This is a genomic window from Pandoraea sputorum (assembly GCF_000814845.2).
Classification (GTDB): Bacteria; Pseudomonadota; Gammaproteobacteria; order Burkholderiales; family Burkholderiaceae; genus Pandoraea; species Pandoraea sputorum.
The window spans coordinates 4,996,367-5,011,795 of record NZ_CP010431.2 but is presented as its reverse complement, the minus strand read 5'-3'; the positions used below and the strand labels follow the sequence as shown (position 1 = coordinate 5,011,795).

Here is a 15,429-nt window from a genome sequence, read left to right as displayed (position 1 = left end):
CATTACGCGCCGATGGGGCCGATGGGGCCGAGGATGGCGCTTAACTCCGGTGGGATATCGAAGAGCGTTGCGTGACGGGTGGGCGAGTAGTGGCGCACGCCTTGGAGCGCTGTTGACGACGGATTCGTCGCTAGTGCATTGAAATCGGTCACGGTGAGTGAATTGCTGGCAATCGCAAGCGCCCATTGCGTGCCGTAGAGCGGCACATAAGCGGTCATCGGCAAGACGCAGGCGAACACCGAATGCAGCGCGTCGAGCATGCGACGCACTTGCGCGCCCTCAAACCACGGCGCACCCAGTTGCAGGGCGACGCCCCCGCGTGGGCCGAGCAAGTCGCGGACTTTCGCGAAGAATGCGACATCGTGCAGCGACGCCGCATCGCCGTCGGCTTCCGTCAGATCGAAGACGATGGCGTCGAAGTGTTCGCCGCTCGCCAGCGCCGCGTCGACAAGATCCCGTGCGTCACCGATGACGAGTGTGGTGCGGGGATCGTCGAATGCGCCGTCGGCCAGCGCTGGCATGTGTCGAAGGATCGCGTCGGGTACTTGCGCGTCGAGTTCGGCGACGACCACTTCCCGCACGCTGACATGCCGCAGTGCTTCACGCGCAGAGCCGCCGTCTCCGCCGCCGAGGATCAACACGCGTTGCGCGTTACCGTGCGCAAGCAGCAGCGGATGCACCATGCACTCATGACAGATGTGGGCGTCGGCCAGCGACGCCATGAAGCGGCCGTCAAGCCGATACGCCCGTCCGAGTTCGCCGAACGCAGGCAAATCCACGATCTCGATGTGCTGGTGAGGCGACGTTGTGGCGTACACCGGCATCGCAGCGAACGTATAGCCTGCCCACGGCCCGAGCGGTGCCCCGTAAGACGCTGTCAGCTTGGTGGGCGGGGCCGCCGGGGTGTCGGATTGGCTGGCGGACGTGTCGTGTTTTTCGGGCATTGGCAAGACAACTTCCTCTAATTTGTGGCGATCGCATCACTTCTTCGCATGATTCCACGTTCCCGCCGGTTGAGGAAGTTCGCCGTGAACGACCCGGGCAGGGGGCGATTCTGGTAAAATCTCGGTCTTTTCCTGCATTTGAATTTCGCGCGGCAGCTCGCGGCAACGGGGCACGCCCGCTCTTCCGGCTGGTCACCATGACGAACTCCTCTCCTGCTACAGCTGCGCTGATGGCCTCTGCTATTCGCGTCCTTTCCATGGATGCGGTCCAACAGGCCAACTCCGGTCACCCTGGCGCGCCCATGGGCATGGCCGATATCGCGGTCGCTCTGTGGGGCCGCCATCTCAAGCACAACCCCACCAATCCGCATTGGGCTGACCGTGACCGCTTCGTGCTGTCGAACGGCCACGGCTCGATGCTGATCTACTCGTTGTTGCATCTGACGGGTTACGATCTGCCGATCGAAGAGCTCAAGCACTTCCGTCAACTGCACAGCAAGACGCCGGGGCACCCGGAAGTGGGCATTACGCCGGGCGTCGAGACGACCACGGGCCCGCTGGGTCAGGGCATCACGAATGCCGTCGGTTTCGCACTCGCCGAAGCGCTGCTCGCCAAGGAATTCAACCGTCCGGGCAACGACATCGTCGATCACTACACGTATGCGTTCCTCGGCGATGGTTGCCTGATGGAAGGCATCTCGCACGAAGCCTGCTCGCTCGCGGGTACGCTGCGTCTGAACAAGCTCATCGCGCTGTACGACGATAACGGCATCTCGATCGATGGCGACGTCGAATACTGGTTTGCCGACGATACGCCGAAGCGTTTCGAAGCCTATGGCTGGAACGTTATTCGCGGTATCGACGGTCATAACGCCGATGCGGTCGACGCGGCCATCGCACAAGCCAAGAAGTCCGATCGTCCGACGCTGATCTGCTGCAAGACGCTGATCGGCAAGGGCGCACCGAACAAGGAAGGCGGTCACGACGTGCACGGCGCGCCGCTCGGTGCCGACGAAATCGCCGCGACGCGCGCAGCGCTCGGCTGGAATCTGCCGCCGTTCGAAGTGCCGGCCGACGTCTATGCCGCATGGGACGCCAAGGCGGCCGGTCAACAGGCCGAAGCCGCGTGGAACGAACGTTTCGCTGCTTATCGTGGCCAGTTCCCGGCGGAAGCTGCCGAGTTCGAGCGCCGCATGAAGGGCGAACTGCCCGGCGACTTCAAGGCCGCCGCTGCCGCCCTCATCGCCAAGACCAATGAAAAGGCCGAGACGGTGGCAACGCGTAAGGCGTCGCAACTCGCCATCGAAGGCCTTGCTGCCGCGTTGCCGGAATTCCTGGGCGGCTCGGCTGACCTGACCGGCTCGAACCTGACGAACTGGAAGGCCAGCAAGGCGGTGCGCGCCAATGCGGACGGCGTGCAGTTCGGCAATCACATCAACTACGGTGTGCGCGAGTTCGGCATGAGCGCCATCATGAACGGTATTGCGCTGCATGGTGGTTACATCCCGTTCGGCGGCACGTTCCTGACGTTCTCCGACTACAGCCGCAATGCGCTGCGTATGGCTGCGCTCATGAAGCTGCGTTCGATCTTCGTGTTCACGCACGATTCGATCGGCCTGGGCGAAGACGGCCCGACGCACCAGTCGATCGAGCATGTCTCGAGCTTGCGCCTGATTCCGCAGATGGATCTGTGGCGTCCGTGCGATACGACGGAAACGGCGGCTGCCTGGGTGGCTGCTGTGGAGCGTCACGACGGTCCGTCGAGCCTGGTGCTGAGCCGTCAGAATTTGCCGTTCGTCTCGCGCAGCGATGCGCAGATCGCCGATATCCGTCGTGGCGGCTACGTGCTGCGCGACGTGGCCAATCCGCAGATCATCCTGATCGCGACCGGCTCGGAAATGGATCTGGCGCTCAAGGGCGCCGAAGCGCTGGCAGCCGAAGGGATTGCTGCACGTGTCGTGTCCATGCCGTCGACCAATGTGTTCGATCGTCAGGACAAGGCCTACCGCGAGAGCGTGCTGCCGCGCGGCGTGCCGCGTGTGGCCGTGGAAGCCGGTGTGACGGCGTTCTGGCATAAGTACGTCGGCCTGGAAGGCGGCGTGGTCGGCATCGATACCTTTGGCGAGTCGGCTCCGGCCGGCGTGCTGTTCAAACACTTCGGCTTCACCGTCGACCATGTGGTCGCCACGGCAAAGTCCGTGCTTGGCTGATTTCGTTAGACCTTACGGAGATACCCCCATGACCATTCGCGTCGCTATTAACGGCTACGGCCGTATCGGCCGCAACGTACTGCGTGCCCACTACGAAGGTGGCAAGAAGCACGACATCGAAATCGTTGCCATCAACGATCTCGGCAATGCACAGACGAACGCCCACCTCACGCAATACGATACGGCGCACGGCAAGTTCCCGGGCACTGTGTCGGTCGATGGCGACTTCATGATCGTCAACGGCGACAAGATCCGCGTGCTGGCTAACCGCAACCCGGCCGAACTGCCGTGGGGCGAGCTGAACGTCGACGTCGTGCTTGAGTGCACCGGCTTCTTCACCACGAAGGAAAAGGCCAGCGCTCACCTGAAGGGCGGCGCGAAGAAGGTCATCATCTCGGCCCCGGGCGGCAAGGATGTGGACGCGACGGTCGTGTTCGGCGTGAACGAAGGCGTGCTCAAGTCGACCGACACGGTCATCTCGAACGCTTCGTGCACCACGAACTGCCTGGCACCGCTGGTCAAGCCGCTGCACGACAAGATCGGTCTGGAAACGGGCCTGATGACGACCGTTCACGCCTACACGAACGACCAGGTGCTGACGGACGTCTATCACGAAGACCTGCGTCGCGCCCGTTCGGCCACGATGAGCATGATCCCGACGAAGACGGGTGCAGCTTCCGCCGTCGGCCTGGTGCTGCCGGAACTCAACGGCAAGCTCGACGGCTACGCCATTCGCGTCCCGACGATCAACGTGTCGATCGTTGACCTGTCGTTCATCGCCAAGCGCGATACGACGGTCGACGAAGTCAACGCGATCCTGAAGGAAGCCGCCGAAGGTTCGCTGAAGGCCATCGCTACGTACAACACGGCACCGCTGGTGTCGGTCGACTTCAACCACAACCCGGCGTCGTCGAACTTCGACGGCACGCTGACGAAGGTGTCGGGTCGTCTGGTGAAGGTCAGCTCGTGGTACGACAACGAGTGGGGCTTCTCGAACCGCATGCTCGACACGACCGTCGCGCTGATGGCTGCGAAGTAATCGCCGGTATCAGAAGTCAAAAAAGCCGCTGTCGAGAGACAGCGGCTTTTTTAATGCAGGCGATGCGTAGAAACTATGCGATCGCGTTTCGCAGGTCAGGCGCTTTGAACGCGCGATTTGCGGATCAGCCCGATAATCATACCGACGAGTGCGCCGAGTACAAGGCCGGCACCGCCGAAGTACAACTTGCGCGGAAACGCAGCGTTTTGCCCGATCTGCACCTCGCTCACGACGCGCGTGTTGTACGACTGATCCGGCGCGAGCAATTGCGAGACACGGTAGCGGCTATCGTTAAGCGTGGCACGCTCAGCGCGGCTGCTCTGCAAAGCGCCCAGGGCGATCACAGAATCTGTATTCTTCGAATGCGCGAGCGCAGCGCTCAGTTGTTCCTGGGCCTTGGTGTTTGACTCGATGGCGGCATCGATGACGCTCAACTGCTGCTTCGGCAGCGCTCGGGCGCGCTCCAGAATCGCGGCGTACTCCGTTTCGATCCGGTGCGTCGCGGCCATGAGAACCTGCTCTGCCTGCTCAGGTGAAGTCCCGCGTGCAGATATTTCCATGTATGCGGTGCCCTGAATCGCGCGCGCCTTCAACGCTTTCCATGCCACCGTCTTACGCAGTTCCTCGACATCGCCCTGCAATTGCGGAATGACCTCGGATGTCACCTTGTCGCGGAACGTGCTCAATTGCACCCGGCCCACGGTTTGCTGAATCGACTCGATAAGGGGACCGTCCGGACCCGCGACTGGCGAGCCGGCGGCCCGACCGATTTGCAGCGTGACCTTACCTTCCCATTGCTTGTGAAAGGCGAAGGTACTGCCGATACCGATTGCAGCACCGACCACGGCAACGCCGGCAATCACTGCCAGATTCTCGCGAATGAAGCCGAAAACATCTGCTAACGTAATCTCGTCTGCGTCGTTCCGTACCATGTCGATGGGGATTTCTTCGTTAGTCATAGGGGCCAGGCCAAAATGCGATCCCGCGAAGACGCGATCCGCGTCTCAACGTATATTACGGGGAGGATTATTGTAGACGACGCGCGCCGACGCAGGAATCAACCCGGCGGCCGAGATGTGGAAAGTCCCTGAATGCCTTCGTCCGAAGGCATTCTGACAGCTACATTTTTAATTTTTTTGACGGTGGGGGCACGGATCCTTTGTGCAACTACCGTACATCGCCAACGAGTGCTCCTGGAGTGCGAAGCCGCGCTCCTTGGCGATCAGCTTCTGGCGGCGTTCGATCTCGGCATCGAAGAATTCCTCGACGCGTCCGCAGTCCATGCACACGAGGTGATCGTGGTGATGGCCTTCGTTGAGTTCGAAAACGGCCTTGCCGGATTCAAAGTTGCTGCGCGACAATAGCCCGGCTTGCTCGAACTGGGTCAGGACACGGTAAACCGTGGCCAGGCCGATATCGAGATTTTCGCCGAGCAGATGACGATATACGTCTTCAGCGGTCAAGTGGCGCACCTCACTATTCTGGAAGATCTCCAGAATCTTGAGGCGCGGAAGCGTGGCTTTCAGTCCGATATTTTTCAAATCGGCGGGATTCGGCATCGCTCTACGTCCCTAGAGTACAATACAGCCCCAATAATAATGCCTTTTTGCCTTGCCCGGGCGCAAACCGGGGCAAACGGGACGGTTGTGCCGTCAACGGGGGCGATGTGGCGGCGCGCCCGGCGTGCCGGATTCAAGTTCGATCTTTTTGAAAGCGAGTCAGATTTGCGTCGTTATCTCTCCCTTCCGTTCTCCGTCTGCGCAGCCGCGGCATTCCTTGCCCTGGCTGGCTGCTCGACGTATGACAGCGTGACCGACAAGGTTATCGGCGTGGTCACGCCGTATCGAATCAACATCGTTCAGGGCAACTTCGTCTCGAAGGAAGCCTATGAGCAGCTTAAGGCAGGCATGACGCGCGATCAGGTTCGCCAGTTGCTCGGCACGCCGCTGCTCGCCGACATCTTCCATGCGAATCGCTGGGATTACGTCTTCTACTTCAAGCGCGGCAACGCGTCGGTCGTTCAGGAGCGCCACCTGAAGGTGTACTTCGAAGGCGACACGCTGGCACGTTGGGAAGGCGGCGAAAATCTGCCGACCGAGTATCAACTGGTGCAGGAAATCGACGGCCAGAAGGGCAAGACCGTGAAGACGGACGCGCCCGCACCGTCGACCGCGAGCGCTGCGGCTGCCGAAGCCACCGCACCGTCGCCGGACGCCGCTGCAGCGGCACCGACCGCAGCACCCGCACCGACCGATGTAGCGACCGTCTCGACAGACGCCGCTGCCAATGTCGCGGCCGCAGCCAAGCCCGCACCGACGACGCAATCGAGCGCACCGGCGCCGCGTGCCGGTACGTCCGGCTCGGCCGGCACGGCCTCGGGCACAGGACTGGTCCCGTCGCCGCGTGTGACCTCCGGTGGCGGTCTCTTCTCGATGCCCCAGTAAGCGGCTGAAAGCCGGTAGAAAGACGACGAAAGACTCACCATGATGAAGATTGCGATTGCAGGGGCCTCCGGCCGTATGGGCCGGATGCTGATCGAAACCGTGCTCGCGGCAGACGACGCAGAGCTGGTTGGCGCACTCGACCGTGAAGGCAGCCCGGCGCTCGGTATCGACGCTGGCGCGTTCCTCGGCCGCGACACCGGCGTGAAGATCACCGCCGATCTCGATGCCGCCCTGGCCAATGCCGAATACCTGATCGACTTTACGCGCCCGGAAGGCACGCTGATGCACCTGGCGGCCGCGCAAAAGCATGGCGTGAAGATGATCGTCGGCACGACCGGTTTCTCGGAAGAAGACAAGGCGCTTCTGGCAAAGGGTGCCGAACAGGTCGCCGTCGTGTTCGCGCCGAACATGAGCGTCGGCGTGAATGCCACGTTCAAGCTGCTCGAAATCGCCGCGAAAATCCTGAATACCGGCTACGACATCGAGATCATCGAAGCCCATCACCGTCACAAGGTCGATGCCCCGTCGGGCACGGCGCTGCGCATGGGCGAAGTTGTCGCCGAAGCGCTGGGTCGCGATCTGAAGGAATGTGCGATTTACGGCCGTGAAGGCGTGACCGGCGAACGCGATCCGTCGACGATCGGTTTCGCGACGGTGCGCGGCGGCGATATCGTCGGCGATCACACGGTGCTGTTCGCCGGGATCGGCGAGCGTATCGAGATCACGCACAAGTCGTCGAGCCGCCTCTCGTACGCGCAAGGTTCGCTGCGTGCGGCGCGTTTCCTCGCACAGCACAAGACCGGTCTGTTCGACATGCAGGACGTGCTGGGCCTACGCTGATCGGCATAGGTTCCACCGGGCGGCCAGCGGTGCTGGCCTGAGTGCGCCAAGGGCGTCAGGTTGTGCAGACTCAGGCACCGCAGGCCGCATCCCGGATGCCGCCATCACGGCGCGCTCCACCGGCGGTCGTACGACAGACCTGCCGGATCGGAAGCGAAAGTGACGCAAAGGTCACATCCCCTCGCCAACGTCACGCCGAATCCACTTCCGGCGGCGTTATAATCATCGTTTTCCCCGGATCTGCCCCATATTTCCTGCGTACCGCGCATCCCGATGACGCGTACCAGTCGGGCCGACACCGAGCCGAATCCTATCCGCCGACCCATCATGCAAGAAAAATACGTTCCCGCCGACGTCGAAGCCTCCGCCCAGTCTCACTGGCAGGCGATCGATGCCTACAAGACCACCGAGCGCGCGGACAAACAGAAATTCTATTGCGTCTCGATGCTGCCGTATCCGTCGGGCAAGCTGCATATGGGGCACGTGCGCAACTACACCATCAACGACGTGATGTACCGTCAGATGCGCATGCGCGGCTATAACGTGCTGATGCCGATGGGTTGGGATGCGTTCGGTATGCCTGCGGAAAACGCGGCCATGGCCAACGGCGTGCCGCCGGCCAAGTGGACGTACGACAACATCGACTATATGAAGAAGCAGATGCAGGCGATGGGTCTCGCGATCGACTGGTCGCGCGAAGTCGCCACCTGCAAGCCCGAGTACTACCGCTGGAACCAGTGGCTGTTCCTCAAGATGCTGGAGAAGGGCGTCGTCTATCTGAAGACGGGCACCGTGAACTGGGATCCGATCGATCAGACCGTGCTCGCCAACGAGCAGGTGATCGACGGCCGTGGCTGGCGATCGGGCGCGCTCGTCGAGAAGCGCGAAATCCCGATGTATTACATGCGCATCACCGAGTACGCCGACGAACTGCTCGGCGACCTGGACGACCTCGGCTGGCCCGAGCGCGTGAAGGTGATGCAACAGAACTGGATCGGCAAGAGCTTCGGCGTGAACTTCGGCTTCCCGTACGAACTCGACGGCGAGCAAAAGCTGCTGCGCGTATTCACCACGCGCGCCGACACGATCATGGGCGTGACGTTCGCAGCGATTGCGGCGGAGCACCCGCTGGCGACGCGTCTGGCGGCCGATCGCCCCGACTTGCAGGCCTTCATTGCCGAATGCAAGCAGGGTGGCGTGGCCGAGGCCGATATCGCCACGATGGAAAAGAAGGGTATGCCGACGGGCTTCTTCGTCACGCATCCGCTTACGGGCGACAAGGTCGAAGTCTGGATCGGCAACTACGTGCTGATGGGCTACGGCGAAGGTGCTGTGATGGGCGTGCCGGCACATGACGAGCGCGACTTCGCGTTTGCCCGCAAGTACAACCTGCCGATCAGGCAGGTCGTCGCTGTGGAAGGCGAGACGTATTCGACCGACGCCTGGCAAGCCTGGTACGGCGAGAAGGAAGGCACGCTGATCAACAGCGGCAAGTACGACGGTCTGGCCTTCGCGGCCGCCATCGATGCCATCGCCGCCGATCTCAAGGCGAAGGGTGCTGGCGACAAGCAAGTGACGTTCCGCCTGCGCGACTGGGGCATCTCGCGTCAGCGTTACTGGGGCACGCCGATCCCGATCATCCACTGCGACACCTGCGGTGCTGTGCCGGTGCCGGAAAAGGATCTGCCGGTGGTGCTGCCGGAAGACCTCGTGCCGGACGGCACCGGCAACCCGCTCGCCAAGTCCGAAGCGTTCCTCAAGTGCGATTGCCCGAAGTGTGGCAAGCCCGCACGTCGTGAGACGGACACGATGGACACGTTCGTGGATTCGTCGTGGTACTTCTCGCGCTACGCCTGCCCGGACGCCGAGACCATGGTCGACGAGCGTACCAATTACTGGATGCCGATGGATCAGTACATCGGCGGTATCGAGCACGCGATTCTGCACTTGCTCTACTCGCGTTTCTGGACCAAGGTGATGCGCGATCTGGGCCTCGTGAGCTTCAAGGAGCCGGCGCAGAACCTGCTCACGCAGGGCATGGTGCTCAACGAAACGTTCTACCGCGAAGACACGTCGGGCAAGAAGACGTGGTTCAACCCGCTCGACGTGCAGGTGCAGTTCGACGACAAGGGCCGCCCGGCGGGCGCCACGTCGAAGGCTGACGGCGCAGACGTGACGCTCGGCGGCATCGAGAAGATGTCGAAGTCGAAGAACAATGGTGTGGATCCGCAGTCGCTCATCGACCAGTACGGCGCCGATACGGCACGTCTGTTCGTGATGTTCGCGGCCCCGCCGGAGCAGCAACTCGAATGGTCGGGCGCTGGCGTGGAAGGCGCGAGCCGCTTCCTGCGTCGTCTGTGGGGCTTCGGTCAGTCGCAGGCCGCGTTGTTGCGTCAAACGGACGCAGCCATCGACACGGCGAATCCGGCGGCACAGGCACTGCGTCTGGAAATCCACAGCGTGCTCAAGCAGGCCAATTACGACTACCAGCGCGTGCAGTACAACACGGTGGTGTCGGCCGCGATGAAGATGCTCAACGCGATTGAGAGCGACAAGGGCGCGGCGGGTGCCGGCGCAGTGCGCGAGTGCTACGGCATTCTGCTGCGCGTGCTGTACCCGGTGGTGCCGCACGTCACGCACGGTCTGTGGGTCGAGTTGGGCTATGCCGCGCAATCGGGCGACCTGCTCGACGCGTCGTGGCCGGAAGTCGACGAGGCCGCGCTGGTGCAGGACGAAATCGAACTCGTGCTGCAAGTGGCAGGCAAGGTGCGTGGCGCGGTGCGCGTGGCGAAGGATGCTTCGCGCGAAGCCATCGAACAGGCTGCGCTCGAACACGAAATGACTGCCAAGTTCGGCGAGGGCAAGCCGGTGAAGAAGGTCATCGTCGTGCCGGGCCGTCTGGTGAACGTGGTGGTCTGAGCGCGATCAGAGAATGCGGGGGCGGTGGTTGCCTCCCCCAGTCGGTTGATGACGTTTGGTGAGAAGAGGGCACATCACGTGCAAATGACTTCCGGGCAACGAGGCGTCGGTGTGACGCGCAGGATTTTCAGTTGGATTGCGCTGCTGGGTTGCGCACTGACGTTGTCGGCGTGCGGCTTCCAGCTGCGCGGCGCGAGCGAGTACGCATTCCATCGTCTGTACATTTCGGGCGGCGGTCAGATGTCGGTCGATATTTCGCGCTACATCCGTTACGGCAGCAAGGGCACGGTCGTTGTGACCGAGCCGAAGGATGCCGATGCGCGACTGGAGATCGTGAGCATCACGAACACCCGTACGGCCGTGAGTCTGGATTCGAACGGTCAGGCGCGTGAGTACGAAATGCGCAGCGCCTTCACGTTCCAGCTCGTGACCCCCGATGGCCGGCCGATCATTCCGCTGACCACGATCCGCCTGGTGCGTAACCTGCCCTACAGCGATAACGAGACGACCGCACGCGACACCGAAGCGGCTTTGCTCAATCGCGACATGCAGAAGGACGCCGTCGATCAGATCATCCGCCGTATGGAAGCCGTGAAATCAATGCCGGAAGCAAAGCCGGAACAGTAATTGCCGGACCCACAGCACTACAAAAGTACGTTAAGGAAAACCACACCGCCGCCATGCAATTGCGCCCCGACGCGCTCGACGCGCACCTCGCCAAGACGCTCTCGCCGATCTACACGATCTACGGCGACGAGAGCCTGCTCGTGCAGGAGGCGGTGGACCGCGTGCGTGCGGCAGCGCGTGCGGGCGGCTATACCGAGCGTGACGTACTCAGCGTCGAGCGCAGTTTCGATTGGGGCGCGCTCGCGAACGCAGGACAGTCGATGTCGCTGTTCGGCGACAAGAAGCTCATCGAATTGCGCATCCCCGGCGGTAAGCCGGGCAAGGACGGCGGGGCGGCGCTCAAGGCGCACGCCGACGCGGCCAACAGCGATGTGCTGACCATCATTACGCTGCCCCGGCTCGACGCTGCGGCAAGCAAATCCGATTGGTTCACGTCTCTCGACCGGGCCGGTGTGACGGTCAAGGTCGATCCGGTCGATCGTGCACGTTTGCCTGACTGGATTGCGCAGCGTCTCTCGGCGCAGGGGCAACGGGTCGAAGCTGGTGAGCCGGGACGACGTGTCCTGCAATTCATCGCCGATCGCGTCGAAGGCAATCTGCTCGCGGCGCATCAGGAAATTCAGAAGCTCGGTTTGCTGTACCCGGCGGGCGTGCTCGCGTTCGAGCAGGTGCAGGACGCCGTGCTCAATGTGGCGCGTTACGACGTCTTCAAACTCAGCGAAGCGGTGCTCTCGGGCGACGTTGCCCGGTTGGTGCGTATGCTCGACGGGCTGCGCGGAGAAGGCGAGGCTGCGCCGCTCGTGCTGTGGGCGCTCACCGAAGAAGTGCGCACGCTCGCCAAGATCACACGCGGGATGGCGTCGGGCAAACCGGTTGCCATGCTGCTGCGCGAATACCGTGTCTGGGGTCCGCGCGAACGACTGATGGAGCAGGCGGTGGGGCGTGTCACGGCACCGATGCTCGCGCAAGCCCTGCAACTGGCCGCGCGTCTGGATCGTCAGGTCAAGGGTCTGCGCGCTGAAGGTCTGCCGAGCGATCCGTGGGACGGCATGCTGCAACTCGGGCTGCTGCTCGCCGGTGAGCGACCGCCGGTGGCGCGCGCCACTCGCGCCGCGCGCCCAGCACACGCCTGAAATCGCTCAACGCGTCCGGTCACGGCGGCAACGCCGCTCACAGCGCCCGGCATCCTGACATCTCGATATCCCGAATTCTCTGAACCACGATATGGACATCAAAGCCTACATGCAATCGCTGGGCCAGCGCGCTCGCGAAGCATCGCGCGCCATGGCGCGTGCCGACACTGCCGCCAAGAACCGCGCCTTGCTCGCCATTGCCGACGCCATCGAACGCGACGGCGCGAAGTTGCAGGACGTGAACCGTCGCGACCTCGAACGCGCGCGCGCCAATGGCCAGGACGCCGCCTTCATCGACCGTCTTACGCTGTCGGACAAGGCGCTGCGTACGATGGTCGAGGGCCTGCGCCAGATTGCCGGGCTGTCCGATCCCATCGGTGAGATCAGCAACGTGCGCGTGCAACCGAGCGGTATTCAGGTCGGTCAGATGCGCGTACCGCTGGGCGTGATCGGCATCATTTACGAGTCTCGTCCGAACGTCACCATCGACGCTGCGGCGCTGTGCCTCAAGTCGGGCAACGCCACCATTCTGCGCGGCGGCTCGGAAGCCATTGAAAGCAACACGGCGCTGGCGGCGCTTATCGCGCAGGCACTCGCTTCCACGGGCCTGCCCGGCGACGCCGTGCAGGTCGTGAGCACACCGGACCGCGCCGCCGTGGGCGAACTCATCACCATGACCGAGTATGTCGACGTGATCGTGCCGCGCGGCGGCAAGAGCCTGATCGCGCGCCTGATGCAGGACGCGCGCGTGCCGATGATCAAGCACCTCGACGGCATCTGCCACGTCTATGTCGACGGCCGCGCCGATCCGGTCAAGGCACTTGCGATCTGCGAGAACGCCAAGACGCATCGCTACGGCACGTGCAACACGATGGAGACGTTGCTCGTCGATCAGCAGGCCATCGGTCAACTGCCTGCCATCGCCCGCATGTTCCAGAACAAGCAGGTCGAGCTGCGCGGTTGCGAACGTACGCTCGCTGCACTGACCGCAGCCGGTGTGAGCGGCGCGATTGCCGCGACCGAGGAAGACTGGTCGACGGAATATCTCGCGCCGGTGTTGGCGATTAAGATCGTCGACGGCATGGCGCCCGCCATCGCTCACATCAACCGTTACGGCTCGCACCACACCGACGCCATCGTGACGGAGAACTACACCGACGCCATGCAGTTCCTGCGCGAGGTCGATTCGGCGAGCGTGATGATCAACGCCAGCACGCGTTTTGCCGACGGTTTCGAGTTCGGTCTGGGCGCGGAGATCGGCATCTCGAACGACAAGCTGCACGCGCGCGGTCCCGTCGGTCTTGAAGGGCTGACGAGTCTGAAGTACGTCGTGTTCGGGCACGGCGAAGTGCGTCAATAATGGCAACGAATGTGGCAAACGAAGGCGACGAACGAAGTCGTAGAGGCATGAAACTGCAAGCACTCGGCCCGGCCGATTTTCTGAAGATGCCGTGGAAGAACGGTCAGGGTGTGACGACGGAACTGGCGGTGGCGCGTCGCCCCGGCGAAGATGGCTTCGACTGGCGAATCAGCACGGCGACGGTCGCCGTACCCGGACCGTTCTCGGTGTTCGCGGGCATCGACCGGTCGCTGGCGATCGTTCGCGGCGGCACGCTCACGCTAAACGTGGAAGGACGCCCGGACGTCACGCTGACGACGCGCACGGCACCGTACGCTTTCGGCGGAGAACTCGCGGTGAGCAGTACGCCGGCGCTTGAGGTCGACGGTGTGCCCATCGACGACTTCAACGTCATGACGCGACGCGACGGCTGGCAGCACGCGCTGACGCAACATCGTCTCGAAGGCGATGCGCTGTCGTGGGCGTTGCCGACTGCGGCCGATGCGCTCGGGTTTCTCTACTGTGCCCAAGGTCTGGTGCATGTGACGTTCCATGATGGCCGGACGGTGACCGTCAGCGCAGGCCACGCCCTTCGTATCGAGGAGATGGACGCCATCGACGCTTTCGACGGGGCTCACGTCTGCAAACTGCACGCTGGCGCACCCTCGACCGATGTCTTCCTGACGACGCTCACCCGTCGCTGAGCGTCAACGGCCTGTGCGTCGAAGGCTCGATCGCACAGGCCCACTTCCGCTTCCCCCTCCCGTACTTCCCCCATCTCGACCGCCCTCAGGTCAAACCCGATATTTTTCCGTGCAGTAAAACGGCATACTTCGACGTAATTCATATATAAATCGAAGTTCCACCCATGAAACGACGAAACGATCATCCTGCGCGAGGCAGGGCGCGATGGATCCGCTAAGCGACGTGCTGAGCGACGTGCGCGCGGACGCGGTCGTCACAGGCCGCTTCACGTTCGGTGCGCCGTGGTCGTTGCGCAAACCGGCGCTCGACGGCGCACCGTTTCGTATGGCGATGGGGGAGCCGTTCTATCTGATCGTGGCAGGCATGAAACCGATCCGTGTCGAACCGGGCGACTGTGTGCTGTTGCCGCACGGGCACGAGCACGTGATGTGTTCGTCACCTGACGAACCGCCGGTGGTCTTCGAGGAGATGATGTCGGCGCAGGGCATCGAGCCGCGTCTGGACACGCCGCTGGCGTTCCGTGCGGGCGGGGACGGTCCCGTCAGCGATCTCTACACCGGCGTGGTGATGTTCCGAGACCGGGCACGCAACCCGCTGCTGGCGTCGCTGCCACCCCTGATCCATATCCGTGCGGGCGACCCGGCCGTGCCCGCGTTGCTCACGAACACCATCGCGGGATTTATCGAAGCGTCGATGCAGCGCGGTGCGGGATGGCGCGTGGTCGTCGCGCGGCTGGCGGACGTGTTGTTCGTGCAGATCCTGCGGGCGTATCTCGAAGCCTGCGGCAGCGCCAGCACCCATTGGCTGCGCGGCATGACCGATCCGCAACTGGGACGCGCCATCGCGTCCATGCACGAAGCGCCGCAGCGCCCGTGGACGGTCGAGCAGCTCGCTGCCATCGCGGGTATGTCTCGCTCGAAGTTCTGTCTGCGCTTTCGCGATCTCGTCGGCGAATCGCCGATGACCTACCTCACCACCCATCGCATGTACCTGGCGGCCGAGCGTCTGTCGGGCGCAGGCGCACGTATCTCCGATGTCGCGGAGGCCGTTGGCTATGCCTCGGAAAAGGCATTCACACGCGCCTTCCGGCGTTGCTACGGCTTGCCGCCGCGCGAATACCTGCGTAGCTGCGAACTGGGCCATTAAGGCACGGTCGTCGCTTCCTCCCTTTGATGTGTTCCGTCGCGCGCACCGCCAGCGCGCGCTCTGCATGACGTCTGCATGCGGCT

At 63.0% G+C, this 15,429-nt stretch carries 13 protein-coding genes; 10 read left to right on the top strand and 3 right to left on the bottom strand.

Features of this window, described 5'->3' with window-relative positions:
* Positions 1–2 precede the first annotated feature (2 nt).
* Complete coding sequence (locus NA29_RS22110) at positions 3–944, bottom strand: spermine/spermidine synthase domain-containing protein (RefSeq protein ID WP_052252321.1); 942 nt, start codon at positions 942–944, stop codon at positions 3–5.
* Positions 945–1,141: 197 nt separating this feature from the next.
* Between NA29_RS22110 and tkt the strand changes: the two genes are divergently transcribed.
* On the top strand, positions 1,142–3,154 hold the full coding sequence (tkt, locus tag NA29_RS22105) for a transketolase (protein WP_052252320.1): 2,013 nt from the start codon (positions 1,142–1,144) through the stop codon (positions 3,152–3,154).
* Positions 3,155–3,182: 28 nt separating this feature from the next.
* A complete protein-coding gene (gene gap, locus NA29_RS22100; RefSeq protein WP_039393204.1) occupies positions 3,183–4,193 on the top strand; it encodes a type I glyceraldehyde-3-phosphate dehydrogenase in 1,011 nt (336 codons plus the stop codon).
* 95 nt (positions 4,194–4,288) lie between these two features.
* Here gap and NA29_RS22095 read toward each other — a convergent pair whose 3' ends face one another.
* Together NA29_RS22095 and fur are read right to left on the bottom strand one after the other, a co-directional pair.
* Positions 4,289–5,152 carry a YveK family protein gene (locus NA29_RS22095; protein WP_039393200.1) on the bottom strand — a complete coding sequence of 288 codons (864 nt, stop codon included), beginning with the start codon at positions 5,150–5,152 and terminating at the stop codon, positions 4,289–4,291.
* 168 nt (positions 5,153–5,320) lie between these two features.
* Entirely contained in the window at positions 5,321–5,752 is a 432-nt protein-coding gene (gene fur / locus NA29_RS22090; protein ID WP_039393197.1) for a ferric iron uptake transcriptional regulator, read from the bottom strand.
* Positions 5,753–6,001: 249 nt separating this feature from the next.
* Between fur and NA29_RS22085 the strand changes: the two genes are divergently transcribed.
* From NA29_RS22085 to NA29_RS22050, 8 genes are all read left to right on the top strand, one after another.
* Positions 6,002–6,637, top strand: coding sequence for an outer membrane protein assembly factor BamE (locus NA29_RS22085; RefSeq protein WP_224786943.1), 636 nt, complete (start codon positions 6,002–6,004; stop codon positions 6,635–6,637).
* Between the two features lie 42 nt (positions 6,638–6,679).
* A complete protein-coding gene (dapB, locus tag NA29_RS22080; protein WP_039401415.1) occupies positions 6,680–7,477 on the top strand; it encodes a 4-hydroxy-tetrahydrodipicolinate reductase in 798 nt (265 codons plus the stop codon).
* A 327-nt stretch (positions 7,478–7,804) separates the two neighbouring features.
* On the top strand, positions 7,805–10,396 hold the full coding sequence (gene leuS, locus NA29_RS22075; RefSeq protein ID WP_039393192.1) for a leucine--tRNA ligase: 2,592 nt from the start codon (positions 7,805–7,807) through the stop codon (positions 10,394–10,396).
* A 111-nt stretch (positions 10,397–10,507) separates the two neighbouring features.
* Entirely contained in the window at positions 10,508–11,023 is a 516-nt protein-coding gene (locus NA29_RS22070; RefSeq protein WP_052252318.1) for an LPS-assembly lipoprotein LptE, read from the top strand.
* A gap of 53 nt (positions 11,024–11,076) precedes the next feature.
* The gene (gene holA, locus NA29_RS22065; RefSeq protein WP_039393187.1) at positions 11,077–12,156 is read left to right on the top strand and encodes a DNA polymerase III subunit delta; all 1,080 of its coding nucleotides are present in this window, start codon (positions 11,077–11,079) and stop codon (positions 12,154–12,156) included.
* A gap of 91 nt (positions 12,157–12,247) precedes the next feature.
* Positions 12,248–13,516 (top strand): glutamate-5-semialdehyde dehydrogenase, encoded by a 1,269-nt coding sequence (locus tag NA29_RS22060; protein WP_039393185.1) that lies wholly within the window; start codon positions 12,248–12,250, stop codon positions 13,514–13,516.
* 47 nt (positions 13,517–13,563) lie between these two features.
* Positions 13,564–14,199, top strand: coding sequence for a HutD/Ves family protein (locus tag NA29_RS22055; protein WP_052252317.1), 636 nt, complete (start codon positions 13,564–13,566; stop codon positions 14,197–14,199).
* 205 nt (positions 14,200–14,404) lie between these two features.
* Positions 14,405–15,346, top strand: coding sequence for an AraC family transcriptional regulator (locus NA29_RS22050; protein ID WP_039393183.1), 942 nt, complete (start codon positions 14,405–14,407; stop codon positions 15,344–15,346).
* The last annotated feature ends 83 nt before the right edge of the window (positions 15,347–15,429 follow it).